Below are 26,137 nucleotides of genomic sequence, written 5' to 3'. Positions count from 1 at the left end.
GGCCGGCAACGGCTTGACCGGACCGTTCTTTCACTATTGTATGGGCTTCCCACCGCGGAATATGCTACAATAGGAGAAAGCGAACAAAAGGCGAACACGCGGGAGGGACATGCGTTGAACGGGTTTGTGCACTTGCACGTACATAGCGAATACAGTTTGTTGGACGGTGCCGCGCGCACCGAAAAGTTGGCGGAGCAAGCCGCCCGGCTCGGCATGTCCGCTCTGGCGCTGACCGATCACGGGGTCATGTACGGGGCGATCCCGTTCTACAAGGCGTGCAAGGCGCACGGCATCAAGCCGATTATCGGCTGCGAGATGTACGTGACGACGGGCTCCAGACTGACCAAGGCGTCCCGTCAGGAGCAGCCGACGCACCATCTCATCCTGCTCGCCAAAAACAAAACCGGCTACCGCAATTTGATGCGGCTATGCTCGGACGCGCATTTGCGCGGGTTCCATTACAAGCCGCGAACCGACCACGAGCAGCTGGCCGCCCATGCCGAAGGGCTCGTCTGCCTGAGCTCCTGCCTCGGCAGCGAAATTTCGCAGCATTTGCTGTATGACCGGCACGAGGAGGCGAAGGCGGCGGCGCTCCGGTTCCGCGGCATGTTCGGCGACGATTTTTACCTCGAGATCCAGGATCACGGCATGCTGGAGCAAAAAAAGGTGATGCAGGCGATGATCGCCTTGAGCCGCGAAACCGGCATACCGCTCGTCGCGACGAACGACGTCCACTACGTGCACGCGGAGGACCACGTCATGCAGGACGTGCTCATCTGCATCGGGACGGGCAAGACGGTCGACGATCCGGACCGGCTCAAGTTCCATACGGAGCAAATGTATTTGAAAAGCCCGGAGGAGATGGCGCGTTTGTACGCGCACGTGCCGGAGGCGCTCGACAACACGGTGCGCATCGCCGAGAAATGCGCGCTCGAGCTCGAGTTCGGGCGTTCGATCCTGCCCGAATACCGCCCGATTCCCGACGGATTGACGGCGGGACGGTATTTGCGGAAGCTGTGCGAGGAAGGGCTCGAGCGCCGGTACGCCGGCTTGCCGGAATGGAGCGATCCCGACTACCGGACGAAGCTGGACGACCGGCTCCGCTACGAGCTGGACGTCATCGGCAATATGGGGTATTCGGACTATTTCCTCATCGTATGGGACTTCATCCGGTTCGCGCACGAGAACGGGATCGTCACCGGACCGGGGCGGGGCTCCTCCGCGGGCAGCCTCGTCGCTTACGTGCTGTGCATCACCGACGTCGATCCGATCAAGTACGGGCTTCTGTTCGAACGGTTTCTCAATCCGGAGCGGGTGACGATGCCGGATATCGACATCGACTTCAGCGACGAGCGGCGGGACGAAGTGATCGACTATGTCGTGGACAAGTACGGGGCGGAGCACGTCGCTCAGATCATCACGTTCGGGACGATGGCGGCGAAGGCGGCGGTGCGGGACGTCGGCCGCGTCTTGAACATGCCTTATCATGAAGTCGATCGTGTCGCGAAAATGATTCCGAACCAGCTCGGCGTCACGATCGAGGACGCACTGCGGCTCAATCCCGACCTGAAGGAGCTGTACGGGAAGCACGAGCCGACGGCCCGTCTCGTCGACATGGCGATGAAGGTGGAGGGCTTGCCCCGTCACGCCTCGACCCATGCGGCTGGCGTCGTCATCTCGCGGGAGCCGCTGACGGAGTACGTCCCGCTGCAGGAAGGGACCGGCAGCGTCACGCTTACGCAGTATTCGATGGAGCATCTGGAGTCGATCGGGCTGTTGAAGATGGACTTTCTCGGGCTGCGGTACTTGTCGATCATCGAGCGGACGCTGCGCTGGACCGAGGAGCAGCTCGGGGAACGGATCGACTTCCAGCGCGTATCGATCGAGGATCCGGCGACGTACGAGCTGCTGAGCCGGGGGGACACGACGGGCATTTTTCAGCTCGAGTCGCCGGGGATGCGGCGGGTGCTCAAGGAGCTGAAGCCGTCGAAGTTCGAGGACATCATCTCGGTCAACGCATTGTACCGCCCGGGGCCGATGGAGTTTATTCCGAAATATATTCAGGCGAAGCACGGGGCCGTCAAGGTGGAGTACCCGCATCCTTCGCTGGAGCCGATTCTGGGGGATACGTACGGCATTATCGTCTACCAGGAGCAGATCATGCAGATCGCCTCCAAGATGGCCGGCTTCCGGCTCGGCGAGGCGGATTTGCTGCGGCGGGCGGTCAGTAAAAAGAAGCGGGAAGTGCTCGACGAGCAGCGGGCGCATTTCGTCGCCGGCAGTCTGAAGATGGGCTACTCGGAAGACGACGCCAACAAGGTGTACGACATGATCGTCCGGTTCGCGGACTACGGCTTCCCCCGCGCGCATGCGACGGCTTACGGCGTGCTGGCGTTTCAGACGGCTTACTTGAAGACGCATTACCCGGTGCCGTTCATGGCTTCGATGCTCGCCTCGGTCATGGGCAGCCATCGCAAGGTGGCCGAATACGTCGACGAATGCCGCAAGATGGGCATCGAGGTGCTGCCCCCGGACGTCAACGAGAGCGGCGTCCAATTCACGCCGAGAGGGAAGGCGATCCGGTTCGGTTTGGCGGCGATCAAGAACGTCGGCACGCACGCGATGGAGTCGATTATCCGCGAGCGTGAGGAGCGGCCGTACGCCAACCTGCTCGACTTTTGCCGGCGGGTCGATTTGCGCGTATGCAACAAGCGGGTCATCGAATCGCTCATCCAAGGCGGCGCGATGGATTCGCTTCCCGGACACCGCGCGCAGCATATCGCCGTTCTCGACGAGACGGTGGAAGCGGCGCAGAAGTGGAAGAAGGAGCGGGAAGATTTACAGCTCCACCTGTTCGGCTTCACGGAGGAGACGAACTGGACGATCGAGATGCCGGACGTCCAGCCGTATTCCCCGATGCAGAAGCTCGAGTTCGAGCGGGAGCTGCTCGGGCTTTACTTGTCCGGCCATCCGCTGGACGAGTACGAGCCGCTGATCGAGGAGCTGGACGCCGATCTGCTGCACGAGCTGGCGGATTATCCCGATAACGCCGACGTCCTCGTGGCCGGCATGGTGCTGTCGGGCAAGCCGATTTTGACGAAGAAGGGGCTGCCCATGGGGTTCATGGAGCTGGAGAACCGGATCGCCAAGGTCGAGGTCGTCCTGTTCCCGGAAGTGTGGAAGCAGGCGTCCGCGCTCGTGCAGAAAGGCAACGCGCTGCTCGTCAAGGCGCGGCTTCAGCATCACGACGAGGACGTGAAGCTGCTCGCCGACCGCGTGCTCGCGCTCGGCGCGCCCGACGCGGCAGCGCAGGCGCGCGCGTGGAAGAGCGCGCCGCGCGGACGCGCCGGCGGCGCCCCGGCGCCCGCGCGCGGCGAAGCGCGGCGCGACGCCCCGGGCGCGCCCGCGCGGGCCGCGGTGCCGGCCGCCGCAGGCGCGGGGCCGCGAGCGGCCGCAGCCGGGCGCGCGACGCCGTCGACGCCGGCGGCGGCACGGCCCGCGCAGGCGTCAGCGCCGCGCCCGGCGCGCGAGCCCGCGCAGCGGCCTGCGCCGGCGGCGTCGCGGGCGGAGCCCGCAGCGGCCGGCGGAGCCGGGCGGGCGCAGCGGCTGTTCGTCAAGATCGCGGCGGACCGCGAGCAGCCGCAGCGGCTCGTCCAGCTGCAGGCGCTGCTGCAGCGGCACGCGGGGACGATGCCGGTCGTGCTGTTCTACGAGCGCGACCAGCGGCTGCTCGCGCTGAGCGACGCGTACAACGTGAAGCCGTCGCCCGAGCTCATCCGCGGCATCGGCGAGATCATGGGGCAAGACTCCGCGCGCGTCAAGTAATCGCCGGGCGCCGGCTTGCGGGGCCGCGTCCGTGTAAAGGAAGAGCAAGGGCATCGCGCCGCTTGCTCTTTTTCCGTCTCTTCCCCTTTGGCACCGTTTGATTGGATTTCTTCCAATCGGCTCGCTCGACAACGCCCTACTATCGATGCCCCATTGGAAAAAATCCAGTAGAATCGGCTTCGATCGCAATCTCCGGGCGGTTCAAGGCAAATCTATTGAATGGAATCCAATAGAGCTCCCATATCCGCTCCTTCGCTGTCCGATCGATTGGACGATATCCAATGAGCGTCTGAAGCGCACGAGAAAATGGGCTTGATGGAGCAGATGGTGCAGATGGTGCAGATGGAGCAACATGGATCGGCATGGAGCAGATGGACCGGCATGGACCGGCATGGATCGGGTGAAACGGCTGAAGCAAATGGAGAACCAGACAGCATAAGCAGCATAAGCGGAAAAAGCATCAACAGCCCCAAAGCCCCTGTAGCCTCAATAGTACCACCGGCTGTAAGCGGAACTAGCAGTATGGCGCAGGCTTAGCCGTTTTGGTGGATGGAGCGGCATGGAGCGGACGAATTAGCGGCCTTTGGAGCGGACGGGTAGATGGCCGCCGAAGCGGATCGCACGGATGCGAGTGCGGTCGTCAGTGCCCCACGAAAAGCGCTCCGTAAGACGATTTGGAAACCGCCGCCCCTCCCGGCTCCGAAACTTGTTTCCAATCTTAACGAACATTCCTCGCACCCTCTGCATACATTTAGTAAAACCCGGACGGGGAGCCCGGGGTTTTGCCGTCCTTCCGCGAAGACGGACGGACCGACAACCGGGCGGGACTTTCGGAAGCGGCTCCGGAAGCTCCGCCGGACAGGAGGGATGCGAATGTCGAACCGATTGGCTTTGCAAATGCTCGCGGAGCGCGGCGTCACGCTCGAGCAGGTGGCGGAAATCGTCTATAAGCTGCAAATTCCGTACAACGATAAGCTGACGATGGAGCAATGCGCCGAAAGCGTATTGGCCGTGCTCGGCAAACGGGAGGTCCAGTTTACGCTGTATACCGGCATCGCCCTGGACGTCTTGGCCGAGCGGGGGCAGCTGCCGCAACCGCTCCAGGAAATTATGGAAAACGACGAGTCGCTGTACGGCGTCGACGAAACGCTCGCGCTCGGCATCGTCCACGTATACGGCATGATCGGCCTGACCAGCTTCGGCTATCTCGACAAGGAGAAGACGGGCGTCATCCGGACGCTGAACAACCATTCCTCGCAAATCCACGTCTTTTTGGACGATCTCGTGGCCGGTTTGGCCGCGGCGGCGTCCGCCCGCATCGCCCATCAGAACAAAAACGCCAAGGTATACGGCGACGACGGGGAGAATGGCGAAAAGAACGCGGAGGAGTCGCCATGATTCGACATCAGCTTCCTTGCGGGTAAAAGACGGAATATGGTATCATGAATCCATTGTACACGAGAGGCGTTTCGGTAGTCAGGGAGGTTTTTGGTAGTATGTGGACGGTCATTTATATCGCTCCGACCGCGAAAATCGCAGAGCGCATCAAGCAAAAACTATCGGACGAAGGGTTTTTGGTACAAGTTCGCCCTGTCAGCCTATCGAAGCACCAATTCGAAATTCTCGTTCCCGAGGGTGAGCTGGAGGAAGTTCAAGAGGTGTTGAACACGATTTTGCACGGATGACGCTTTCGCTTGCGGCACGGCACGGGACGGGAGGTTAAGCCTCGGGCGTTTCTTTTGCGCGCCCACGGCGAGCCGGCGGCCGGTAACGCCGCGAACGGATGACAACGGTTTGGAGAGGTGTAAACGTGGCAATCAAAGATTTTTTCCAGAAGAAGCGCAAGTATGCTACGATTCCGTCGGAACAAACGAAGCGTGAAATACCGGAAGGCATCATGAGCAAATGTCCCAAATGCGGGACGATCCAGTACAGCAAGGAAGTCGGCAAAAACTTGAAGGTGTGCACGTCGTGCGGCTTCCACAACCGGCTGAACGCGATCGAGAGGATCGAATTCACGCTCGATGAGGGCCGCATTTTCGAATACGACAGCGATATGGTTTCCGAAGACCCGTTGGAGTTCCCCGACTACGTCAACAAATTGGCCAAGTCGATGGAGTCGACGGGCCTTCGTGATGCCGTCGTGACGGGCGAAGGGACGATCGGCGGATTTCCGGTCGTCGTGGCGGTCATGTCGTTCGACTTTTTCGGAGGGACGCTCGGTTCGGTCGTCGGGGAAAAAATTACGCGCGCGATCGAAACGGCCACGCAGAAGAGGTACCCGCTCATCGTGTTTTCGACGTCGGGAGGCGCCCGGACGCAGGAAAGCATCCTCAGCTTGATGCAGATGGCCAAGACGAGCGCCGCGCTGGCGAAGTTCGGCGACAACGGCGGCTTGTTCATCTCCGTCATCACCGACCCGACGTACGGCGGCGTCTCCGCGAGCTTCGCGATGCTGGGCGACATCATCTTGGCGGAGCCGGGCGCGCGGTTCGGATTCGCCGGGCCGATCGTCATCGAGCAGACGATTCGCCAGAAGCTGCCGGAGGAGTTCCAGACGGCGGAGTTCAACCAGAAGCACGGACAGGTGGACAAGGTCGTCCACCGCAAGGATATGCGCGCGACGCTGACGAAGCTGCTCGAGCTGCATACGGTCCCATCGACGAAGGAGGCAATCGCGAATGGCTAACGAACTGCCTTTCGAACGCCCGCTCGCGGAGCTGAAAGCGAAAATCGACGAGCTGCGCAAGTTCGGCGAGGAGAAGCAGATCGACTTTTCCGACGAAATTTCGAAGCTCGAGGACCGGTACGTCAAGCTGGAGGAAGAGCTGTACGGCGGCTTGACCGCGGGCCAAAAGATGCAAATCGCAAGACATCCGTCGCGTCCGACGACGCTGGACTTTATCCATAGCCTTTGTACCGATTTTATCGAATTCCACGGCGACCGCGTCTTCGGCGACGATTTGGCGATCGTCGGGGGCATCGCGAAGTTCAACGGCATTCCGGTTACCGTAGTCGGTCATCAAAAAGGAAAAGACACAAAGGACAACATCGCCCGCAACTTCGGCAGCCCGCATCCGGACGGCTTCCGCAAGGCGCTTCGGCTCATGCAGCAAGCGGACAAGTTCGGCCGTCCGATCTTGACGTTCCTCGATACGAAGGGAGCGTTCCCGGGCACGACGGCGGAGGAGCGGGGCGTCGGCGAATCGATCGCCCGCAATTTGCTCGAGATGGCCCGGTTCCGCGTCCCGATCGTCGTCGTCGTCATCGGCGAAGGCGGCAGCGGCGGAGCGCTGGCGCTCGGCGTCGGCAACCGGGTGCTCATGCTGGAGCACGCGATTTACTCGGTTCTCTCGCCGGAAGGCGCGGCGTCCATCTTGTTCAAGGACGCTTCCCGGGCGGGCGAGATGGCCGAAGCGATGAAGATTACGGCCCACGATTTGCTGCGGTACGAAGCGATCGACGAGATCGTGCCGGAGCCGCGCGGCGGCGCTCACCGCAATCCGGAGGAGCAGGCGGAGACGCTTCGGGGCATCGTTTGGAAGCATCTGCAGGAGCTGCTCCCGATGAGCGGCGACGAGCTTGTCGCGGACCGTTATGAAAAATTCCGCAAAATCGGCAAATTCACGTATATCCGCGACGTCGCGGAGCAAGTCTGATTAACAGGCTTTCACAGGACGCAACCGAATTTCAGGAGGAAACGAACCATCATGCGCAAAACGAAAATCGTATGCACCATCGGACCTTCCAGCGAATCGCTCCCCGCGCTGAAGCAGTTGATCGCGGCCGGCATGAACGTGGCCCGGCTCAACTTTTCCCACGGCGACTTCGAGGAGCACGGCAACCGGATCAAAAACATTCGCCAAGCCTGCCTCGAGCTGAACAAGACGGTCGCCATTCTGCTCGACACGAAAGGTCCGGAAATCCGTACGGGCAAGCTGCAGGAAGATTCGTACGAGCTCGTGCAGGACGAGCACATCGTCTTGACGACGGAGGACATTATCGGCGACAACAAGCGAATCTCCGTGACGTACAAAGATTTGCCCCGCGACGTGCATGTGGGCTCGACGATTTTGATCGACGACGGCCTGATCGGCTTGACGGTCGTCGACATTCGCGGCAGCGAGATCGAATGCCGGATCGTCAACGGCGGCACGATCAAGGGCAAGAAGGGCGTCAACGTTCCCGGCGTCCGCATCTCCTTGCCGGGCATTACCGAGAAGGACGCGAACGATATCATTTTCGGCATTCAGCAGGGCGTCGATTTCATCGCCGCTTCGTTCGTGCGCAAGGCGTCCGACGTGCTCGAAATTCGCCAGCTGCTCGAGGAGCATAACGCGACGCATATCCAGATCATCTCGAAAATCGAAAACCAGGAGGGCGTCCAAAACCTCGACGAAATTCTCGAGGTGTCCGACGGCCTGATGGTCGCGCGCGGCGACTTGGGCGTGGAAATTCCGGCGGAGGAAGTGCCGCTCGTCCAGAAGCGGATGATCAAGAAATGCAACCATGTCGGCAAGCCGGTCATTACGGCGACCCAGATGCTCGATTCGATGCAGCGCAACCCGCGCCCGACCCGCGCGGAAGCGAGCGACGTCGCGAACGCGATTTTCGACGGGACGGATGCGATCATGCTGTCCGGCGAGACGGCGGCGGGCAAATATCCGGTCGAGTCGGTGCAGACGATGTCGCGCATCGCCGAGCGGGCCGAGTCCGCGCTCGAGTACCGCGAAATTTTCGTTCGTCAAAGCTCGGCGCAGCAGGTGACGATTACCGAGGCGATCAGCCAGGCGGTCGCCAACTCGGCGCTCGATCTGGACGCGAAAGCGATCATCACGTCGACCGAAAGCGGCTATACGGCGCGCATGGTATCCAAATACCGGCCGAAGTCGCCGATTTTGGCCGTCACGCCGAACGAGCAGGTGATGCGCCGGCTGTGCCTCATCTGGGGCGTCCAGCCGATCCGCGGCGAGGAAGCGAGCAATACGGACGAGATGTTCCAGCTGGCGGTGGACAGCGCGATCAAGGCCGGCCACATCCGGCTGGGCGACCTCGTCATCATTACGGCGGGCGTGCCGGTAGGCCGCTCGGGTACGACGAACTTGATGAAGGTTCATCACGTCGGCGAGATGATCGCCAAAGGACAAGGCATCGGCACCCAGCCGGCGACCGGCAAAGTCGTCGTCGCCAAGTCCGCGCAGGAAGCGCTCGACAAAACGACCGAAGGCTCGATTCTCGTCACGGTCGCCACGGATAAAGAATACATCCCGGCGTTCCAGAAGGCGGCGGCCGTCATTACGGAAACGGGAGGCATTACGTCGCACGCGGCCGTCGTAGGCTTGAGCCTCGGCATTCCGGTCATCGTGGGCGTCGATAACGCCACGTCGCTGCTCAAGGACGGGATGGAAGTGTCCGTGTACGCCGAGGTGGGCGTCATTTACTCCGGACAAGCGAAAGTGCTGTAAGCAGACGAAAGGCCCGAATCTTAGGATGCGGGCCTTTTTCGTCGTCGCCGGCCGTCGGCTGGACGCAGACGATGGATGGAGGAGGAGCAGGGATGACAACGTTATTCGTATCCGACCTGGACGGCACGCTGCTGGACGAACGGCAGCGGCTGTCCGAGGAGACGATCCGGACGGTCAACGCGTGGATCGCGGAGGGCGGCTCGTTCTCCGTGGCGACCGCGCGTTCGTGGGACTCCGCGGGGCGGCTGCTGGAGCCGCTCGACTTGCGGCTGCCCGTCGTGCTCATGAACGGCGTGTTTCTATACGATCCGGTCGAACGCGACTATATCGCCGCCAATTTGCTGGAGCGGGAGCTCGCCCTGGACGTCGCCGCCGGGCTGGAGCAGCTGGGCTTGCGACCATTCGTCTATACGGTGAACGGCAAGGGCGAGTTCAAAATTTACTACAAAGGGCTGTTCAACCCGAGCGAGTCGAACTACGTGACGGACCGGCTGAACAACGGCGACGAACGGTTTCGGCTCGTGGAGTCGTTCCGGCTCCCTCCGGACGAGCGGGTGATGGAGATCAACGCGATCGGAACGGAGGAGGAGCTGACGGAGGCGTACGCGAGGCTTCGCGAGCGGCCGGGGCTGCAGTGCCATTTCGGCCCGGACATTTATACCCCCGGCTACTGCTGGCTCGAGACGAACCATCCGAACGCGACGAAGCGGGACGGCGTCCTGCAGCTGAAACGGCTGCTCGGGGCGGAGCGGGTCGTCTGCTTCGGCGACAACTTGAACGACTTGCCGATGTTCGAAATCGCGGACGAGGCCTACGCGATGGCGAACGCGCATGAAGCCGTCAAGCAGGCGGCGTCGGGGGTGCTGGCGTCGAACGCCGAGCACGGCGTGGCGCGATTTTTGCGGCAGCGATCGACGGCAGGGTGAGCCGGGAGGGCGGGACCCGCCCATTCCACGGGACGGTCCGCGTCCCCCGCGTCCCTGCCCCTTCTTCAAGGCGAAGCGTCCTCCGCGTACCGCTCCCAGATCGCCCGCGCCCGGTCGCGGATCAGCCCGCGAAGCCGGGCCGGCTCCACCACCTCGACCTTATCGCCGAGCCCGAGCAGGAAGCCGTAGAGCCATTCGTCCTCGGGATACGTCTCCGTTACGGTGACGGCGCCGTCCGCGTCCGCAGCCACCTTGTCGACGCCGAACACCTCCTCCGCGCGCATGCGCGCTTCCGGACGGAAGCGGAGCGTAAACGTGACGGTCGTCGCGTTCGTATGCCATAGCCGGTCCCAGTCGGCCTCGCTCATCGGAGGATGCTCCCGGCGGACGAACCGGCGGTCGGTCCTCTCGAGCTGCGACAGCCGTGACAGCCGGAACAGCCGGAAGTCGCCCCGCAGCAGACAGTAGCCGTACACGTACCACGTGATGCCCTGCAGCAGCAGCGTCATCGGCTCCACCTCGCGGACGGCGGATGCGCCGTTCGCCGTCGTGTAGGCGAACCGGATCACGGTATCGTTCTGCAGCGCTTCGCGAATGAGCGCCACCTTCCGCTTAACCGCGCCGTCCGCCCCCCAAGGGTTCGTATCGATGACGAGCCGCTCTTCCCAGAAGCGGGCCGTCTCCTTCTCCCGGTCCGTGAGCAGCCCCGCGTATTTTTCAAGCGTCGCGTCCAGCTTTTCGTCGTCGAGTACCTTGGTCATCCCTTTCAGCGCCGAGAGGACCGAGGCGATTTCGTCGAACGTCAGCGCGTTCCGTTCGAGCTTGTACCCGTCCATCACCGCGAATCCGCCGTTGACGCCGGGGAACGAGACGAGCGGAAAGCCCGCTTGGCAAAGCGTATCGATGTCGCGATAAATGGTCCGCACGGACACTTCCATCTTGTCCGCCAGCTCGGCGGCGGAAATCCGTTTCCGGTTGATCAGCAGCATCAAAATGGCGAGAAGCCTCTCCAGTCTCACGATGGAATGCCGTCCCTTCGTTCGTTTTGTCGGGTCAAGCGTATCACGCCGGGCGGGAACGTGTCCATCGGGCGGCGACTGGCGCGCGGGGCACGGACGGGTCGGCGCGAATTGAGGAACGGCCGGCGCTTTAGTACAATGGAGGCGAACGATACGAAGCGCGGAGTTCCGGAACCCGCTGGGGGGCTCCGATCCACGAACGGAGGAATGACCATTGAAACCGACCGAACGCCTTCCCGGCAAATGGCATGCGCACGTCATCCGCGTCCGCTACCAGGAGACGGACCAGATGGGGGTCGTCTACCACGCCAACTATATCAATTGGTTCGAGATCGGCCGCACCGAGCTGATCCGGGAACGCGGCTTTCCGTACAAGCGGACGGAGGAGCTCGGCCTGTACTTGCCCGTCGTCGAGCTGGAATCGAAGTTCCGCCGCCCGGCCCGGTACGACGACGTCGTCGCCGTCTATACCCGGGTATCCGACTATACCGCGAAAACGGTCGCCTTCGAATCGCAGGTCCGGCTGCTGCCGGCCATGCCGTCGACGCCGCGTGCCGCCGAAGCCGAGTCCGGAGTCGAGCCCGAAGGAGAGCTGCTCGTCGAGGGAGCGACCCGACACGTCTGGCTGAACCGCGACTGGAAGCCGGTCCGGATCGACAAGGAAGCGCCGGAGCTGTTCCGGCTGCTGGGGGAGGGGTGACGATGGGGCGTCTGCTCGCCGTGCTGTTTATCGTCGTCCCGGCTTTGGAAATATGGGCGATCGTCGAAATCGGCCAGCGTATCGGCGGCTGGCAGACGTTCGGCCTTCTACTGCTGACCGGCTTCGTCGGCGCTTACGTGTCGAAGCGGGAAGCCGCCAAAGTGTGGGCGGAAGCCCAGCGCCAGCTGTCGATGGGGCAAATGCCGACGCAGTCGATACTGGACGGCATCTGCATTTTCGCCGGGGGCTTGATGCTGATGTCTCCGGGCTTCCTCTCGGATATCGCCGGCATCGTCCTGCTGCTCCCGTTTACGCGGCCGCTGCTCCGGGGCGTGCTGGCGTCGTGGATCCGAAGGAAGCTGGCGAACGGCCAATCGTTTTTCTTTTTCCGCCGGTAGCCGCTTTACACGGTTTCCCGTACTTTTTACAAATGCTTAACATCCGGTTAACATTGTCCGGCGATAATAGAAGCAGCAACGATTACCGTCCACGGAGGAAGCCGAAGTGTCGAAGCCGATGCAGGAACCGAAAATGACGAATGCCGTCTACATCAACCGGGACTTGAGCTGGATCGAGTTCAACCGGCGCGTGCTGGAGGAGGCGCAGGACCCGACGACGCCCTTGCTCGAGCGGATCAAATTTTTGTCGATCGTCTCGACGAATTTGGACGAGTTCATGAGCGTGCGGGTGGCGGGCATTACCGACCAGCTGAAGGCCGGGTACGCGAAAAAGGACTTTACGGGCTATACCCCGGAAGGGCTGCTGCGCCGCATCATGAAGCGGACCGGCAAGATGGTGCAGGAGCAGTACAAGACGCTGCGCGAGCTGTCGCGGGCGCTTGCCAAGGAAGGGCTGATTTTCACCGATTACGACGACTTGACGGCGAGCCAGAAGAAGCAGATGGACCCCTACTTCCACGACTTCGTCTTCCCGGTCCTGACGCCGATGGCGGTCGACCAGAGCCGGCCGTTCCCGCTCGTGCACAGCCTGCACCTGTACTTGGCCGTTACGCTGCTGAGGGAAGGGGACGACCCGGAGGAGGAGCCGTATTTCGCCATCGTGCAGGTGCCCTCGAACTTGCCGCGGGCCGTCCAGGTGCCGTCGCGCGCCAACAGCGCGAAGCGGGAGTACGTGCTGCTCGAGGACTTGATCGAGGAGCATATTCAGTCGCTGTTCGCCGGCTACATCCCCGTCTCGGTCGATCCCTTCCGGCTGACGCGCAACGCGGACCTGACGCTGGACGAGGAAGGCGCCGAGGATTTGCTCGAGGAAATCGAGAAGGAGCTGAAGCGGCGCCGCTGGGGGTCGCCCGTCCGGCTCGAGGTGCGAAAGGGGTTCCACCCGTATGCGCTCGAGATGCTGAAGGAAGAGTTCGAGATCGAAGACAACGTGATCGAGATCGACGGCCCGATCGATTTGAGCTACTTGATGAGGTTCGCGCTGGCGCTGCCCGGCTTCGATCATTTGCGGTACCCGAAGCTCGAACCGGTCTATCCGCGCGAATTCGACGAGACGGACGACTTCTTCGGCGTGCTGCGGGCGCGCGACGTGCTGACGTATCACCCGTACGAGTCGTTCGAAGCGGTAAGCGACTTTCTCGACCAGGCGTCCGAGGACCCGCAGGTGATGGCGATCAAGATGACGCTGTACCGGGTCAGCGGCAACTCGTCGATCGTGCGTTCGCTCGCGAAGGCGGCCGAAGCGGGCAAGCAGGTGACCGCCGTCGTGGAGCTGAAGGCGCGCTTCGACGAGGAGCGGAACATCGCGTGGGCGAGACAGCTGGAGAAGGCCGGCTGCCACGTCGTCTACGGGCTCGTCGGCTTGAAGACGCATGCGAAAATATTGCTCGTCGTCCGCCAGGAGCAGGACGGCCTCCGCCGCTACGTGCACGTGGGGACGGGGAACTACAACGACAATACGGCGAGGCTGTATACCGACGTCGGCCTGTTCACGTCGCATCCGGTCATCGGCGAGGACGCGTCGGTGCTGTTCAACGAAATGACCGGCTATTCCGCTCCCCACGATTGGCAGGCGTTCGGCGTCGCCCCGACCGACATGAAGACGAAGCTGTTCGAGCTGATCGCCCGCGAGGCGGACAACGCCGCGGCGGGCAAGCCGGCGCGCATCATCGCGAAGATGAACTCGCTGTCGCACCAGGAGATGGTGGACAAGCTGTACGACGCGTCCCGAGCCGGCGTGCCGATCGACCTGATCGTCCGGGGCGTCTGCTGCCTGAAGCCGGGAGTCGCGGGACGGAGCGACACGATTACGGTGCGCAGCATCGTCGACCGGTTTCTCGAGCATTCCCGCATCTTTTACTTCGAGAACGGCGGGGACCCGCAGGTGTGGCTGTCGAGCGCGGACTGGATGACGCGCAACCTGACGCGCCGCATCGAGCTCATGTGCCCGGTGTTCGATCCGCATCTGCGGGACATGCTGATTCAAATTTTGCGGCTCAGCCTGAACGACAACGTCAAGGCCCGCGTGCTGCTGTCGAACGGCCAGTACGTCCGAGAGTCGGAGCGGGCCGAAGCGCAGGCGGCGGCGATGACGCCGTTCCGCAGCCAGTTCGAAGCGATGGATATCGTTACTTGGAAGAAGTGGCGGGCGACATTTTGACTCGGAGTCCCCATACTTTCTTGAACTCGCCGGCGACGCGCTCCGTTTCCCGCAGCTCGATGGCCGGGTCGTGGCGGCTTCGCCATTCGATGCGCAGGTCGGCCTTGTCGACGCGCGCCCGGACGTCCTCGAGCGGCTGCGTCTCGCTTCGGTCGAGCGCAACCGCGAGCTGGAGCAGCGAGCCGAGCCGGCAGGCGAGATCGAGGTCGGCCTCCTCCATCAGCTCCTTGTAAGGGGCGAACGACGAACGGGTCCGGCTTCTCGATTTGTAGGAAGCGATAAGCGCGCAGAGCACCGATTCCCGGTGGGTCAGCCCGTCGATGCGCGAGTTCGCCAGCAAGTAAAACGTATGCTTGTTGTATCGGTAAAAGTCGACCGTTACGCCGATCCGGTACAGCATCGCGGCCGTCCGCAGCAGCTCGCGGGAGCGTCGTCCGTAGACGGCTTCGAGCGCAAGCCCTTCGAACAGCCGGTCCGCCAGCCGGCGGACGTGCTCGACGTGAGGGCGGGAGACGGCCGGATGGAGCGAAAGCAGGTTCGATACGCTGTCGCCGAGCACGTCGGCACGGACGGGCCGTCCCGGGAAGGCCGTCTCGTAGAAGACGCCGTCGCGCAAGCCCGCGCCGCTGACGATGCAGCTTCTCGCGTTCATATGCAAAAACAGGGTATGCAGGATGATTAATCCGGGTACGATAATGTCGGCGCGGTCGTCCGACAGCCCGTCCACCTTTTTGCGCTGCTCGACGGGAAGGGACGGGAGCCAGTCGGCGAGGCCGTTCAAATCGGCTTGGGACAGCTCGTACCGGTGCGTCTGCGGGAATGCATACTTTTTCTTCTTTTGGTCGATTTTACACAAGGAACGAATCGTTCCTCCAAGGCCGACGAGCGGCAATCCCGGATGCTGCGCGATCCACGGCTCGACGGCCGCGGCGGACGTCACCATGTCGCGGATCCGCTTCACGCCGTCCTTCGACGCGTCGCCGCCGTCCGCGAGCGATTTGGCCGTATTGACCGCGCCGAAGGGGAACGAAACGGTGCGGACGAGCGTGCGGCTGCGGAACAGCGACACCTCCGTGCTGCCGCCGCCGATGTCGATCAGGAAGCCGTCGGCGATGTCGAGCGAGTTGATCATCCCGACGAAGCCGAACCGCGCTTCCTCCTCGCCGGACAAAATGTCGACGGACAGCCCCGTACGCTTCTCCAGAAGCGCGGCGACGTCCCGGCCGTTCGCGGCGTTGCGGATGGCCGCGGTCGCGACCGCCCGGATCGGGCCGACGCCGTGAACCCGGCACAGCAGGCGGAATTCGTTCAGCACCCGGGCGAGCCGTTCGGCGTCTTCGGGCGCGATCGAGCCGTCGCCCGAGATGCGGGCGCTGAGGCGCACCGACTCCTTGCTTTCGTCGATGACGCGGAACGCCTCCGCTCCGATTCGTTCGTATACGACGAGCCGAACCGAGTTCGACCCGATATCGATAATGCCTACGCGTTCGCTTTTCATGTCGTCGATGGCCTCCAGAAGCGCATGATAGATCTATTCTACCAAAAAATTGTTTATGGCGCCGATAATTACAAAGGGTATCTTAGACCGCGCCATTATGCGGTTTTTTGATTCGTCTTCCCACATTCTTCCCACAGTTTACTGAATAGTTACTCCAATGCATCCAAAAGTGCATCAAGACGTTCGACGTCTCGTTTCTCTCGGGCCTTAGTGACATGAAGATAGATCGCTTTTGTAACGTCGCTCCCTTTTCTGTGGCCGAGTTGAGCTTGTATGGTGTCCAGGTCGGCTCCAGCTTCTGCCATAAGGCTTGTATACGTATGCCTTAAACTGTGCGGGGCCAGACTGGTCGGAAGATTGGCGTTTGCCAGCGCTTCCTTCATGCGCTCTAAAATAATGTTATAGTGCAGCGGGTATCCGGCGCAGGCCTTTTCGCAAACGAACAAGAATTGCCTCTCATTGTAAAACTTTTCGCCAATTGAGAATGCAAATGCTCTTCTCCACTTTATTTGTCCCTCTATAACGGATATCGCTTTTTTACTCAGTTGGACAACTCGATCGGAGGATTTTGTTTTTGGTGAAGTGAGCTTATACGTCCTTACACTCCTTGGAGCGTATCGATTTTTGGAGATTTCCAGAATGTCTCGGCCGTCGTAATCCGTTACAAAAAGGGCAGCTAATTCACCTACACGCAATCCAGTGTACGCAAGCAATTCAAAGAGACGTCGAAATTGTTCGCCCTCAACCGCATTTAGAAATCTTCTAAGTTCATCCTTTTCTAAATAACGCGGAAGCTTCTTCGCTGCTTCTCTTTCCTCGAAAGTTTCTACCTTCTTCGGGACAAAAGCATACTGAGTAGGATCAACCTTAATCTTCCCTTTTTGAAGGGCTCGCGAGAAGATCATGCGGGCGCAACTGTGGAAAGAAGAAATCGAATTGTAGCTATACGGATCGTCATGATCATTAGCCAACGTGTAAAGTGTTTCCTGGTAGGTGTCCTCAGTTACTTCGTGGAGCTTTAGACCGCCAATGTAATTTATTAGGATTTCTGTCATTTCAGTACGCTGGGCAACCGTGCTCTCCTTCACTTGGCCAGTAGAGGAATACCACCTTAGCCATTCTTTACACCAATCAGACACGGTAAGGCCGGCCTTTTCGACGTAAGTACCATGCAGAATTTCAGCTTGGATACGTATGCCTTCCTTTTCAGCTTCCTTGGCCGTAGCGAATCCCTGAGATTCTTTTTGCTTGCGTTTTCCTGTAGCCGGATTCTTGATGCTGTATCGGTAATAGTACAGGCCGTTTCTTTCACGTACATTTTTGGGTAACTTTTTATTGTCTTTAGGCGACTTCTTTTTTGTCTCTTTTCGAGGCATAACAAAGCTCCTTTCTTATCAAAATGGGAACATATGTTCTGTATTGTGGCGCAATGAACCGGCCTACAGCTATTTTGCGCTGCAAGTATGGGTCATCGCAAAATCTGGTACTACGGATAATCAAACATTTCAACCACACTAAGAGGGTCGAAGTAGATCGCGTAGCGTTCATCGTGGATTACATAAAGACCGTATTTTTCTTGGTAGCGTTCAATCGACCGCTGCAGGAAATCTTCGGTGACACATAGGAATTCGGCGATCTCGTGCCGCCCCTTCACTCTTGCATGGTATGCTTGTACAATTTGCGACAAAGGGACGAGTCGCTGGTATGCCCAGCTTTTTGCTCGCTTTTCTTGTTTTCTGGACCGAATATCTTTCTGATCCAGTATGTTACCGGTAGAAGTGTAATGGTGACCTAATTCTTCCGCCAAAATTCCTCCCTTTTCCCGGTAGGTCATGTTACGTTTAATAATAATGGTATTGTCGGCGTACAGCCCCTTTAGACGGCCGGCCAAAGGTCTTTCGTAAACATCTACACCTTGTTGATCTGCTTCTCTCAGCAGCCGTTCATATGGCAACAAGCAACTCCTCCAATCACTTCTTCTTTTCTCTTCGCGAACGCACAAATTCTTTAAATCGTTCAATTTCCTCAAGCTCTTCTTCCGTCCAATCTTCGCCATCGTGATGAGCAGCTATTGTTTCCGGTTCTTCGAAGACCTCGTCGGCGAAATCTTCTTCGGGGCTAGACCGAGGTCCTTCATAAGCAGGTGGCTCCTGCCTGGAGAAGGCTGCGAAAAGTTCTCGCCCTTCAATACCCAAGGCCTTGGATATTTTATCGATTATCCCATTGGGCTCATAGTCCCAAGGGGCAGGCGGGGCGAAATCTAAATTTTGAAGTAATGTAATCGGCTCATTGGTTTTTTCCGAGAGTTCTTTCATGGTCATGCCTTTTTTCTTTAGATGATCTTCGATTAAAGCCGTAACGGATTGACCCAAAAGGTAGTCTAGGGTTACATCGAAAAGATCTGCAAGCTTGACGGCATTTTCCGCGCTTAATCCCCTCCGTCCTTTTTCAATGTTGTAGTAATACTGAGCCGAGATCCCGAGTTTCTCCGCTACTTCTGCTCCGGTCAAATCTTTTGCTCTCCTTAATTTCCTTATCCGTTCATGGGGGGAGGTCATAGCACTCACCTTTCACATTGAAGACTTTATTTTCAATTTATCATCTAATAGGATAAAACACAACTCGTAAAAGTGTCCAAATTGGAGAAAATTCAAGAAAAACTCCGGTTCAGCCGTGTAAACTATTCAAATACCTCTAAATTGCTTCAAAATAATCCTATTTGGATACTTTTTATTCTTTTATAAAGTATCCAAATAGGATAATATTTATTCAGGAGGTGAGATCAAAAATGAACTTCGGAAAAACGGTTCGGCACGCGTTAATCGATCGGGGAATGAATCCTTCGGATTTAGCCCGTGAAGCAGGTTATTCGCCAATGTATGTTCACAACCTGCTTAACGGGAACCGTCGGTGGAACATCGAGACCATGGAAAGGATCTGTAACGCCCTCGATCTTGAGATTAGGGTTGTTCCGAAGAAAAAATCTGGCTAACTATCGTGGCTACATAATGCAATTGGACTTGGGAAGGAGGTTCCCTATTTGACGTCTACAAACGTATTGCCACCGACTTTATCGGTCCTTGATGCAGCCGCCTATCTAAATGTGGGCAAGGCAACCATCGATCGGAGAATTAGTTCCGGTGTACTCAGAAGTTACAAGGACGGTAGGCTTCGCCGAATCAGGCGTGAGGATATCTTAGAGTACCAAGCTCGGCTGCTACGAGAATCCGAGAGGAGGGAGGGCGCACCATGAAAATCCGCACCGAAACATGGCTCGGACACGAAATCCGGTTCGTGGAGAAATCGCCCGGTGAATGGTGGGCGGTAGCTGCAGACGTGACGAAAGCTTTGGGAATCAGGAACGCGGCACAGGCGATTAACGGAAACGGAAAAGCCAAAGCAAAGGGGTTGCCGGACTCCCAAAAGGGTCTATGTAAACTATATACCCCCGGCGGTGAACAGGAAGTTCTCGTCGTAAGCGAACCGGGTATCTACCGATTGATTTTCCGCAGCAATAAACCGGAAGCCGAGGCATTTCAAGATTGGGTATTCGATGTTCTTAAATCGCTCCGGCAATCGACCGGGCTCGAGGCGTTCCAGATCTTCCGGATGCTCGACAAGGAGCACCAGCGGGAAGCGATGGGGACGCTGTGCGGTATGCTCCGGCAGCCGACGCGGCCCGACTTCATCAAAGCGAACATCATCGCGGACAAGGCAGTATCGACGAAGTTCGGTCATCCGAAGATGCTCAAGAAAAACCAGATGACCCCGGAAATGCTTGTCCATCGGCAGCCGATCCTCGACGACACGGTCGCGTTGATGGGCGCGGTCGATCGATTCGGTCTCGACCTTTCCGTCAGCAAAACGATCTACGCCAAGCACGCGAACTGAACGGTATACCCTGTGAAGGAGGTGAGACGATGCACGTGAATGTGAGGGAGTGGCTTTCCCTGACGAAGCCCGAGCGGATGGTGGTTCTGGAGTACGCCGCTTGGAAAAACGAAAAAGCCGCCTTTATCCCTGAAGGCGACTTTCCCCAAAAACACATGAATATGACACCGCTATTGTACCATTAACCGCTCAATGGCGGCAAGGAGGAACATACGTGCCTAATCTGGATCGCTTTGCGACCGGTCTGCCGGATCCGCAAGATCAACCGCAGCAGCCGATTGACGAATGCATGCTCGACAGCTGCCAAAGGCCGATATACCCCGGCCAGATTGTATGGAAGCACGGCTGCGACACCTACTGCTCGCTGCAGCACTTGGCCGAAGACCTCGGCGCCAGTCAAATCTCGGCAGGCGAATAATTGAAAAGGAGATCCATCCATGAAAGCTACTGGGTTTGTCCGCCGCGTAGATGACCTCGGAAGGATAGTCATCCCGAAGGAGCTCCGCCGCGCATTCGAAATCGAAATAGGCGATGCCATCGAAGTTTACACCGAGGGGGAACGCATTGTACTGAAGAAGTACGCCCGCGGCTGCACGATTTGCGGGAACGCCGAAGATCGCGAATTGATCCACCTCGATCCCGACAAGTTGATTTGCAACAATTGCATCACGACCGTTGCGAAACTGCAAAAACGGCTTTCCCTATAAGCGTAAACATCCCATTCATTAATAGGAGGCACTCATACATGTCCGTACAGATCACGATCAACGGCGGCGACGCCGCCGAGGCAGTAAAAGAATTGTCCGCTCTCGCATCGCACCTCGTACCGGCTCCCGGATCCATCCCGGCTCCGGCCGCTGCTCCCGACGCCAAATCGACTTCCGCGCCTGATACCGACGACGCGGATGAGGACGAAGAGGAAAGCGAGTCGGAGAAAGTGCCGACGGTTATCGAGCTCCGCGAGAAAGCGGCGGTAATCGGCAAGACCGCCGAAGGTAAGAAGGCCGTCAAGGCTTTGCTGACCAAATACGAGAGCAATTCGCTTTCCGAAGTGCCGGAGAAGAAGCGCACCGCTTTCCTGAAGGAACTTGAGAAGCTGGCAGCGGAGGGCAACGAGTAATGGCCCGCGATCTGGAAAAGGACCTCGCGATCTGTGAGGAGGCTACTCCGGGAAAATGGGAGGCTTTACTCGATTCCGTCGCCATGGTTGATCCGGGGGAAATCAGCTCAGTTGTTTGGATCTGCCAAATGTACGACGAAAAAGCGGGCAATTTCCATAATTACGAGAACAATGCCCGATTTGTTGCAGCATCGCGCGAAGGCTGGCCCTACGCGATCCGCCGCGCCATGCAGGCAGAGGAGAAGGTCGACCGGCTCGAGAACGAGCTGCGGATGCTCCAGGACGAGCTGAACCGGAGGTGCGGCGCATGACGGAATTGGCACACGCGGAGCGCGCGCACTCCCTTCTCGGCGCCTCCAAGGCGTCGCAATGGATCAATTGCCCGCCGAGCGCCCGGCTGCAGGAGAGCGTACCGGATACGCGCAGCGAATATGCCGACGAGGGGACGCTTGCACATGAGCTGGCCGAGATCAAGCTGCGGCGCCGACTGCTCCCTTGTAACTCCGCCGAGCGGAAACGGCTCGACGACGCGCTGAAGGTTGTTATGGCGAATCCGCTGTATGGCCCCGAGATGGAGGGCGCCATTCAGGAATATTACGAGCTGGTCGAAGAGCGGTACATGGCCGCGAAAGCCCGGTCGGCCGACGCCGTGATTCTTCTGGAGGAGCCGCTGGACTTCTCGGAATGGACCGCGCCGGACCAAGGCGGGACCGGGGACGTCGTCCTGATCGCGGACAGTGTGCTGGAGGTAATCGACCTGAAGTACGGCAAGGGCGTGCCGGTCAGCGCCGTCGGCAATCCGCAAATCCGGCTTTATGGCCTCGGCGCGTGGTACAGCTACAGCTACTTGTACGACATCCGCGAGGTACATATGACGATCGCCCAGCCCCGGCTCGACAGCGTTTCTACGGACGTCATGCCGATCGGCGAGCTGCTGGAATGGGCGGAGACGGTCGTCAAGCCGGCGGCCAAACTTGCTTATGCCGGCGAAGGAGAGTGCAAGCCGGGTGACCATTGCCGTTGGTGCAAGGTCAAGGCGACATGCCGCGCCCGCGCCGACGAGAACCTGAAGGCGCTGGCACACGAGTTTCAGGACCCAGCCCTTTTGAATAACGAGGAAATCGGCTCGATCCTGTTTATCGCCCAGCGGCTGAAATCGTGGGCGGCAGACGTCGAGGAATACGCCTTCGAGCAGGCCAAGAGAGGCGTCCGCATTCCGCAATGGAAGCTTGTCGCCGGTAAGAGCGATCGCAAGTTTACCGACAAAGAAGCCGTCAAGGCGAGGCTGCTGGACGCCGGATACGAGCCGGAGAAGATTCTCAAACCGCAGGTGCTTGTCGCAATGGGCGATCTCGAGAAGACGATCGTTGGGAAGAAGAAATTCACCGAGCTGCTGGGTGATCTGATCGTGAAGCCGCCTGGGAAGCCGGCGCTTGTGCCGGAGACGGACCCCCGGCCGGAGCTGAACAGCGTTGAATCTGATTTCGCAAATATCGATATGGAGGAATGATCCAATATGGCAATCGACAATCAATCCACGAAAGTAATCACGGGCAAAGTACGGCTCTCGTACTGCCATATCTTCGAACCGCAATCCATTGACGGTGGCGACGAGAAGTACAGCACGGCGATTTTGATCCCGAAATCGGATAAAGAGACGCTGCGGAAGATCAAAGCTGCGGTCGATGCGGCGAAGGAGCTCGGCAAAAGCAAATGGGGTGGCAAGATCCCGGCAAACTGCAAAACGCCACTCCGCGATGGGGACGAAGAACGACCGGATGACGAGGCGTACGCAGGGCACTACTTCCTGAACGCGACGAGCAAGAACAAGCCGGGGGTTGCCAAGCCGATCGGCAAAGGGGCGGACGGAAAAACGAAGTTTCAGGAAATCACGGACACGACGGAAGTCTATTCCGGCTGCTTCGCCAAAGTCAGCTTGAACTTCTATCCGTTCGACGCAAAGGGGAATCGCGGGGTCGCGGCCGGCTTGAACAACGTGGTCAAGGTGCAAGACGGCGACTTCTTGGGCGGCCGGAGCAGCGTCAACGACGATTTCGCAAGCGAGGATTTCGACCTCGACGACGATGCCGGCGACGAAGACGATTTCATGAACTAATCAGCAAGTGAGGGGATTCGGCATCGGGTCCCCTTTCTTATCCAAATAACGGGAGGGCGCTCATTAGATGAATAAGCAAAGGCTGTTCGAAAAAATCGACAACGAGGTGGAAGCTGCAAAGTTGCTTCCCGCAAAGGAAAAAGAGGGCGCACTATTCATGGCAGATGTCATTAAGATTTGGGTCAAGTATGAACCGAATACGGATATCGGCTCCCTTGTACGCGAAGCCCACCAGAACGCAATCGACAAAGGCTGGTACGAGGAGCCTCGCAGCTTCCCCGAAATGCTCGCTCTCATGCATTCGGAGCTTTCGGAAGCGCTGGAAGATCACAGGGACGGCCGAGGGTTGACCGAGATTTACTTCGATGGCAATAAGCCATGCGGTATCCCTATCGAGCTGGCAGACGTTGTGATTCGAATATTCGACGCCTGCGGGCACCTCGGTATCGATCTCGAGCGTGCGATCCGGGTGAAAATGGGCTATAACGCGACGCGGCCGCGTCGGCATGGGGGTAAGGTGCTGTGAGGCTGGAACCGTGCCATTCGAAAGAGCTCGATCGATGGATTGCTGAGAGGCATTACCTACGATGCACGCCAAGCGGTGCCCGACTTCGATTGTGGGTATTGGACAGCAGTAATGAACGGATTGGGGCAATGATGTGGGGGCGCCCCACGGCAAGAACCATCGACCAAGATTCCATGTTGGAGCTGACGCGGATGTATCTTATCGATGGGACGGAGCCATTTGCCGAGAGTAAAGCACTGGCACTTGCGCGGAAGCACATCCGGAAACACATGCCGGGGATTAAGGGTTTGGTCTCGTATTCCAGTACCGGCCAGGGTCACGAAGGCACGATTTATAAAGCTGACGGTTGGTTTCCTATCGGCAAAACCCGGAAGCGCCGCGAAGGGTGGTCCTCGCGCCCGGATCGTGCTGATCGTGATCTTGCTCAAAAAGTTAGGTGGGTGAGGAGCCCATGACAGTTCTCCAAATCGACCTTGAAACCTATTCTTCGATCGACATCAAGAAGGCTGGCGTCCACCGCTACGTTGAGGCGCCCGACTTCGAGATCCAGTTGTTCGCCTTTGCCTTCGACGACGACCCGGTGACGGTGGTCGATCTGACCGACTTCGAGACCGTTCCGAAAGACGTACTCGCCGCTCTCCGATCGGACGTCATCAAAACGGCCTTCAACGCGGCATTTGAGCGGACGGCAATCGCCCGGCAATTCGGCATCGAATGCGATCCGCTGTACTGGCGCTGCACCGCAGTCCACGCGCTGACGCTCGGCCTGCCCGGCTCTCTCGGCGAAGTCGCCAAGGTGCTGAAGCTTGACGCCGAGAAGGACGCGAAGGGCAAGGCGCTGATTAAATATTTCGCCGTCCCCTGCAAGCCGACGAAGACGAACGGGGGCCGGACCAGAAACCATCCGCACCATGCGCCGGAGAAGTGGGAGGAGTACAAGGCGTACAACCGGCAGGACGTCGTCGTCGAACGGGAGGTGCGCCGCAAGCTGGAGCGCTTCCCAGTCCCGGGGCACGAGTGGAAGCTGTGGGCGCTCGATCAGCGCATAAACGACCGCGGCGTCCGCCTCGATCCGGTACTCGTCCAGCAGGCGATCGCCTGCGACGCGCAATACGAGGAACGGCTGGTCGAGGAGGCCAAGGAGATTACTGGGCTGGACAATCCGAACAGTCTGACGCAACTCAAAGCGTGGCTCGCGGAGCGCGGGCTGGAGACGCCCGACGGGCTGTCCAAGGAGTTTATGCCCGGGCTGCTGGCCGCCGCGCCAGACGACGAAACGCGCCGCGTGCTGACGCTCCGGACGGAGATGAGCAAGACCAGCGTCGACAAGTACAACGCCATGGCGCGTACGATCTGCAGCGACGACCGGGCGCGCGGGCTGCTCCAGTTTTGCGGAGCAAACCGGACGTGGCGATGGGCTGGGCGGCTCATTCAGGTTCAGAACCTCCCGCAAAACAAGATCGATGATCTGGCGCTCGCAAGGGAAATGCTGCGCGACGGGGACTTCGATCTGCTGGAGATGCTTTTCGGCGCACCGCCGTTCGTCCTCTCCCAGCTGATCCGGACCGCGTTCGTCCCGTCACCCGGCTGCCGGTTTATCGTAAGCGACTTCTCAGCAATTGAGGGACGGGTCATTTCGTGGCTGGCCGACGAGGAATGGAAGCTCATCGTTTTTCGGACGCATGGCAAGATTTACGAAGCTACAGCGGCCAACATGTTCGGGATTGACTTCGAGACGATCATCAAGGGGCATGTGAATTACATGTATCGCCCGTTCGGGAAAGTGGCCGAATTGGCGTGCGGATTCCAAGGCGGCCCGAATGCGATCGCCGCAATGGACACGAAAAAGGAGATCAATCCGGACGAATATCCCGCGCTCGTAAAGCAGTGGCGTAAGGCGAATCCGAACATCGTGAAGCTGTGGTACGCAGCGGAGGAGGCCGCCGTCAAGGCGGTTAAGGAGAAGACGACCGTCAAGCTGGCGCATGGCGTCCGCTACCGCTACGAGGCGGGCATGCTGTTTGCCGATCTGCCGAGCGGCCGCAGCCTCGCATACTTCAATCCAAGCGTAAAGGTGGAGACGATCAGGCCGAAAGATAAGGAGCCGTTCGAGAAGGAGTGTCTCAGTTTTTGGGGCATGGATCAGGTCAAGAAGAAATGGGAGAAGCAGCGGACGTACGGCGGCCGCCTCATCGAGAACCTTGTCCAAGCTATCGCCCGGGACTGTCTGTCCGTCGCGATGGACCGGCTAGCGGTAGAAGGTTACGAGATCGCGATGCACGTTCATGACGAAGTTGTGCTGGACGTCCCGATCGGGACCGGCTCCGTAGAGCATGTGACTGGGATCATGGGCCGGCCGATCGAATGGGCGCCGGGGCTGCCTTTGGCGGCAGCCGGCTTCGAGTGTGAATTCTATCAAAAGGACTGATGGA

Annotated in this window: 27 protein-coding genes and 2 pseudogenes; 23 read left to right on the top strand and 6 right to left on the bottom strand. The window is 59.2% G+C overall.

Annotated elements, in window-relative coordinates; genetic code table 11:
* Positions 1 to 114 precede the first annotated feature (114 nt).
* From DLM86_RS01065 to DLM86_RS01035, 7 genes are all read left to right on the top strand, one after another.
* Complete coding sequence (locus DLM86_RS01065) at positions 115 to 3,825, top strand: DNA polymerase III subunit alpha (RefSeq protein WP_110838110.1); 3,711 nt, start codon at positions 115 to 117, stop codon at positions 3,823 to 3,825.
* Between the two features lie 873 nt (positions 3,826 to 4,698).
* Positions 4,699 to 5,223, top strand: a complete 525-nt coding sequence (locus DLM86_RS01060; RefSeq protein WP_110838109.1) for a phosphatidylglycerophosphatase A family protein — start codon at positions 4,699 to 4,701, stop codon at positions 5,221 to 5,223.
* A 98-nt stretch (positions 5,224 to 5,321) separates the two neighbouring features.
* On the top strand, positions 5,322 to 5,510 hold the full coding sequence (locus DLM86_RS01055; RefSeq protein WP_110838108.1) for a glutamate decarboxylase: 189 nt from the start codon (positions 5,322 to 5,324) through the stop codon (positions 5,508 to 5,510).
* A gap of 98 nt (positions 5,511 to 5,608) precedes the next feature.
* Positions 5,609 to 6,514, top strand: coding sequence for an acetyl-CoA carboxylase, carboxyltransferase subunit beta (accD, locus tag DLM86_RS01050; RefSeq protein ID WP_110838107.1), 906 nt, complete (start codon positions 5,609 to 5,611; stop codon positions 6,512 to 6,514).
* Complete coding sequence (locus DLM86_RS01045; protein WP_110838106.1) at positions 6,507 to 7,484, top strand: acetyl-CoA carboxylase carboxyltransferase subunit alpha; 978 nt, start codon at positions 6,507 to 6,509, stop codon at positions 7,482 to 7,484. Before accD ends, DLM86_RS01045 begins: the two co-directional genes overlap by 8 nt.
* A 51-nt stretch (positions 7,485 to 7,535) precedes the next feature.
* On the top strand, positions 7,536 to 9,290 hold the full coding sequence (gene pyk, locus DLM86_RS01040; protein WP_110838105.1) for a pyruvate kinase: 1,755 nt from the start codon (positions 7,536 to 7,538) through the stop codon (positions 9,288 to 9,290).
* Between the two features lie 92 nt (positions 9,291 to 9,382).
* Entirely contained in the window at positions 9,383 to 10,216 is an 834-nt protein-coding gene (locus DLM86_RS01035; protein ID WP_158289263.1) for an HAD family hydrolase, read from the top strand.
* Between the two features lie 65 nt (positions 10,217 to 10,281).
* Here the strand turns inward: DLM86_RS01035 and DLM86_RS01030 are convergent, their stop codons facing one another.
* On the bottom strand, positions 10,282 to 11,235 hold the full coding sequence (locus DLM86_RS01030; RefSeq protein ID WP_158289262.1) for a helix-turn-helix transcriptional regulator: 954 nt from the start codon (positions 11,233 to 11,235) through the stop codon (positions 10,282 to 10,284).
* A 289-nt stretch (positions 11,236 to 11,524) separates the two neighbouring features.
* Between DLM86_RS01030 and DLM86_RS01025 the strand changes: the two genes are divergently transcribed.
* From DLM86_RS01025 to ppk1, 3 genes are all read left to right on the top strand, one after another.
* The gene (locus DLM86_RS01025) at positions 11,525 to 11,935 is read left to right on the top strand and encodes an acyl-CoA thioesterase (RefSeq protein WP_110838102.1); all 411 of its coding nucleotides are present in this window, start codon (positions 11,525 to 11,527) and stop codon (positions 11,933 to 11,935) included.
* Positions 11,936 to 11,937: 2 nt separating this feature from the next.
* Positions 11,938 to 12,333 (top strand): FxsA family protein, encoded by a 396-nt coding sequence (locus DLM86_RS01020; protein ID WP_110838101.1) that lies wholly within the window; start codon positions 11,938 to 11,940, stop codon positions 12,331 to 12,333.
* Positions 12,334 to 12,439: 106 nt separating this feature from the next.
* On the top strand, positions 12,440 to 14,554 hold the full coding sequence (ppk1, locus tag DLM86_RS01015; RefSeq protein ID WP_281272066.1) for a polyphosphate kinase 1: 2,115 nt from the start codon (positions 12,440 to 12,442) through the stop codon (positions 14,552 to 14,554).
* Here ppk1 and DLM86_RS01010 read toward each other — a convergent pair.
* The 5 genes and pseudogenes from DLM86_RS01010 to DLM86_RS32620 all read right to left on the bottom strand — a co-directional run.
* Positions 14,523 to 16,052, bottom strand: coding sequence for a Ppx/GppA phosphatase family protein (locus DLM86_RS01010; protein WP_110838100.1), 1,530 nt, complete (start codon positions 16,050 to 16,052; stop codon positions 14,523 to 14,525). The genes ppk1 and DLM86_RS01010 overlap by 32 nt on opposite strands.
* Before the next feature lie 149 nt (positions 16,053 to 16,201).
* On the bottom strand, positions 16,202 to 17,428 hold the full coding sequence (locus tag DLM86_RS01005; protein WP_110838099.1) for a site-specific integrase: 1,227 nt from the start codon (positions 17,426 to 17,428) through the stop codon (positions 16,202 to 16,204).
* Positions 17,429 to 17,538: 110 nt separating this feature from the next.
* Positions 17,539 to 18,009 (bottom strand): ImmA/IrrE family metallo-endopeptidase, encoded by a 471-nt coding sequence (locus DLM86_RS01000; RefSeq protein WP_342773037.1) that lies wholly within the window; start codon positions 18,007 to 18,009, stop codon positions 17,539 to 17,541.
* 13 nt (positions 18,010 to 18,022) lie between these two features.
* A pseudogene (locus DLM86_RS32625) lies at positions 18,023 to 18,136 on the bottom strand (helix-turn-helix domain-containing protein); the annotation flags it as partial.
* A 297-nt stretch (positions 18,137 to 18,433) separates the two neighbouring features.
* A pseudogene (locus tag DLM86_RS32620) lies at positions 18,434 to 18,610 on the bottom strand (helix-turn-helix domain-containing protein); the annotation flags it as partial.
* Positions 18,611 to 18,840: 230 nt separating this feature from the next.
* Here DLM86_RS32620 and DLM86_RS00990 point away from each other — a divergent pair.
* The 13 genes from DLM86_RS00990 to DLM86_RS00935 all read left to right on the top strand — a co-directional run bounded on the left by DLM86_RS00990 (position 18,841) and on the right by DLM86_RS00935 (position 26,133).
* On the top strand, positions 18,841 to 19,044 hold the full coding sequence (locus tag DLM86_RS00990) for a helix-turn-helix domain-containing protein (protein ID WP_110838096.1): 204 nt from the start codon (positions 18,841 to 18,843) through the stop codon (positions 19,042 to 19,044).
* 48 nt (positions 19,045 to 19,092) lie between these two features.
* Positions 19,093 to 19,305 carry an excisionase family DNA-binding protein gene (locus DLM86_RS00985; protein ID WP_110838095.1) on the top strand — a complete coding sequence of 71 codons (213 nt, stop codon included), beginning with the start codon at positions 19,093 to 19,095 and terminating at the stop codon, positions 19,303 to 19,305.
* Positions 19,302 to 19,943, top strand: coding sequence for a BRO-N domain-containing protein (locus DLM86_RS00980; RefSeq protein WP_110838094.1), 642 nt, complete (start codon positions 19,302 to 19,304; stop codon positions 19,941 to 19,943). Before DLM86_RS00985 ends, DLM86_RS00980 begins: the two co-directional genes overlap by 4 nt.
* Before the next feature lie 29 nt (positions 19,944 to 19,972).
* Entirely contained in the window at positions 19,973 to 20,128 is a 156-nt protein-coding gene (locus tag DLM86_RS31925) for a hypothetical protein (protein ID WP_158289260.1), read from the top strand.
* 29 nt (positions 20,129 to 20,157) lie between these two features.
* Complete coding sequence (locus DLM86_RS00975; RefSeq protein ID WP_110838093.1) at positions 20,158 to 20,361, top strand: hypothetical protein; 204 nt, start codon at positions 20,158 to 20,160, stop codon at positions 20,359 to 20,361.
* A 19-nt stretch (positions 20,362 to 20,380) separates the two neighbouring features.
* Positions 20,381 to 20,650, top strand: coding sequence for an AbrB/MazE/SpoVT family DNA-binding domain-containing protein (locus DLM86_RS00970; RefSeq protein WP_110838092.1), 270 nt, complete (start codon positions 20,381 to 20,383; stop codon positions 20,648 to 20,650).
* A gap of 38 nt (positions 20,651 to 20,688) precedes the next feature.
* Positions 20,689 to 21,063 carry a hypothetical protein gene (locus DLM86_RS00965; protein ID WP_110838091.1) on the top strand — a complete coding sequence of 125 codons (375 nt, stop codon included), beginning with the start codon at positions 20,689 to 20,691 and terminating at the stop codon, positions 21,061 to 21,063.
* Positions 21,063 to 21,374: a hypothetical protein gene (locus DLM86_RS00960; protein ID WP_110838090.1), complete on the top strand. Its 312-nt coding sequence runs from the start codon at positions 21,063 to 21,065 to the stop codon at positions 21,372 to 21,374. Before DLM86_RS00965 ends, DLM86_RS00960 begins: the two co-directional genes overlap by 1 nt.
* Positions 21,371 to 22,573, top strand: coding sequence for a DUF2800 domain-containing protein (locus DLM86_RS00955; protein ID WP_110838089.1), 1,203 nt, complete (start codon positions 21,371 to 21,373; stop codon positions 22,571 to 22,573). The genes DLM86_RS00960 and DLM86_RS00955 overlap by 4 nt, the downstream gene beginning before the upstream one ends.
* A 6-nt stretch (positions 22,574 to 22,579) precedes the next feature.
* Positions 22,580 to 23,179 (top strand): DUF2815 family protein, encoded by a 600-nt coding sequence (locus tag DLM86_RS00950; RefSeq protein WP_110838088.1) that lies wholly within the window; start codon positions 22,580 to 22,582, stop codon positions 23,177 to 23,179.
* 67 nt (positions 23,180 to 23,246) lie between these two features.
* Positions 23,247 to 23,705 carry a nucleoside triphosphate pyrophosphohydrolase family protein gene (locus DLM86_RS00945; RefSeq protein ID WP_245954286.1) on the top strand — a complete coding sequence of 153 codons (459 nt, stop codon included), beginning with the start codon at positions 23,247 to 23,249 and terminating at the stop codon, positions 23,703 to 23,705.
* Entirely contained in the window at positions 23,702 to 24,160 is a 459-nt protein-coding gene (locus tag DLM86_RS33145) for an XF1762 family protein (RefSeq protein ID WP_425453928.1), read from the top strand. The genes DLM86_RS00945 and DLM86_RS33145 overlap by 4 nt, the downstream gene beginning before the upstream one ends.
* Entirely contained in the window at positions 24,157 to 26,133 is a 1,977-nt protein-coding gene (locus tag DLM86_RS00935; protein WP_110838086.1) for a DNA polymerase, read from the top strand. Before DLM86_RS33145 ends, DLM86_RS00935 begins: the two co-directional genes overlap by 4 nt.
* The last annotated feature ends 4 nt before the right edge of the window (positions 26,134 to 26,137 follow it).

Origin of the sequence: Paenibacillus flagellatus (assembly GCF_003217775.1) — a bacterium.
GTDB classification, from domain to species: Bacteria; Bacillota; Bacilli; order Paenibacillales; family NBRC-103111; genus Paenibacillus_AB; species Paenibacillus_AB flagellatus.
This window is presented reverse-complemented; position numbering and strand designations above follow the sequence as displayed.

What these genes read in the sequence shown, in the direction of transcription:
- DLM86_RS00960 (WP_110838090.1), top strand. Translation starts at nt 21,063, where the DNA reads ATGGCCCGCGATCTGGAAAAGGACCTCGCGATCTGTGAGGAGGCTACT.
- DLM86_RS00990 (WP_110838096.1), top strand. Translation starts at nt 18,841, where the DNA reads ATGAACTTCGGAAAAACGGTTCGGCACGCGTTAATCGATCGGGGAATG.
- DLM86_RS00970 (WP_110838092.1), top strand. Translation starts at nt 20,381, where the DNA reads ATGAAAGCTACTGGGTTTGTCCGCCGCGTAGATGACCTCGGAAGGATA.
- accD (WP_110838107.1), top strand. Translation starts at nt 5,609, where the DNA reads ATGACAACGGTTTGGAGAGGTGTAAACGTGGCAATCAAAGATTTTTTC.
- pyk (WP_110838105.1), top strand. Translation starts at nt 7,536, where the DNA reads ATGCGCAAAACGAAAATCGTATGCACCATCGGACCTTCCAGCGAATCG.
- DLM86_RS01045 (WP_110838106.1), top strand. Translation starts at nt 6,507, where the DNA reads ATGGCTAACGAACTGCCTTTCGAACGCCCGCTCGCGGAGCTGAAAGCG.
- DLM86_RS01020 (WP_110838101.1), top strand. Translation starts at nt 11,938, where the DNA reads ATGGGGCGTCTGCTCGCCGTGCTGTTTATCGTCGTCCCGGCTTTGGAA.
- DLM86_RS00935 (WP_110838086.1), top strand. Translation starts at nt 24,157, where the DNA reads ATGACAGTTCTCCAAATCGACCTTGAAACCTATTCTTCGATCGACATC.
- DLM86_RS01060 (WP_110838109.1), top strand. Translation starts at nt 4,699, where the DNA reads ATGTCGAACCGATTGGCTTTGCAAATGCTCGCGGAGCGCGGCGTCACG.
- DLM86_RS31925 (WP_158289260.1), top strand. Translation starts at nt 19,973, where the DNA reads ATGCACGTGAATGTGAGGGAGTGGCTTTCCCTGACGAAGCCCGAGCGG.
- DLM86_RS01035 (WP_158289263.1), top strand. Translation starts at nt 9,383, where the DNA reads ATGACAACGTTATTCGTATCCGACCTGGACGGCACGCTGCTGGACGAA.
- DLM86_RS01010 (WP_110838100.1), bottom strand. Translation starts at nt 16,052, where the DNA reads ATGAAAAGCGAACGCGTAGGCATTATCGATATCGGGTCGAACTCGGTT.
- DLM86_RS00950 (WP_110838088.1), top strand. Translation starts at nt 22,580, where the DNA reads ATGGCAATCGACAATCAATCCACGAAAGTAATCACGGGCAAAGTACGG.
- DLM86_RS01055 (WP_110838108.1), top strand. Translation starts at nt 5,322, where the DNA reads ATGTGGACGGTCATTTATATCGCTCCGACCGCGAAAATCGCAGAGCGC.
- DLM86_RS00965 (WP_110838091.1), top strand. Translation starts at nt 20,689, where the DNA reads ATGTCCGTACAGATCACGATCAACGGCGGCGACGCCGCCGAGGCAGTA.
- DLM86_RS01005 (WP_110838099.1), bottom strand. Translation starts at nt 17,428, where the DNA reads ATGCCTCGAAAAGAGACAAAAAAGAAGTCGCCTAAAGACAATAAAAAG.
- DLM86_RS00980 (WP_110838094.1), top strand. Translation starts at nt 19,302, where the DNA reads ATGAAAATCCGCACCGAAACATGGCTCGGACACGAAATCCGGTTCGTG.
- DLM86_RS00945 (WP_245954286.1), top strand. Translation starts at nt 23,247, where the DNA reads ATGAATAAGCAAAGGCTGTTCGAAAAAATCGACAACGAGGTGGAAGCT.
- DLM86_RS00955 (WP_110838089.1), top strand. Translation starts at nt 21,371, where the DNA reads ATGACGGAATTGGCACACGCGGAGCGCGCGCACTCCCTTCTCGGCGCC.
- DLM86_RS01025 (WP_110838102.1), top strand. Translation starts at nt 11,525, where the DNA reads ATGGGGGTCGTCTACCACGCCAACTATATCAATTGGTTCGAGATCGGC.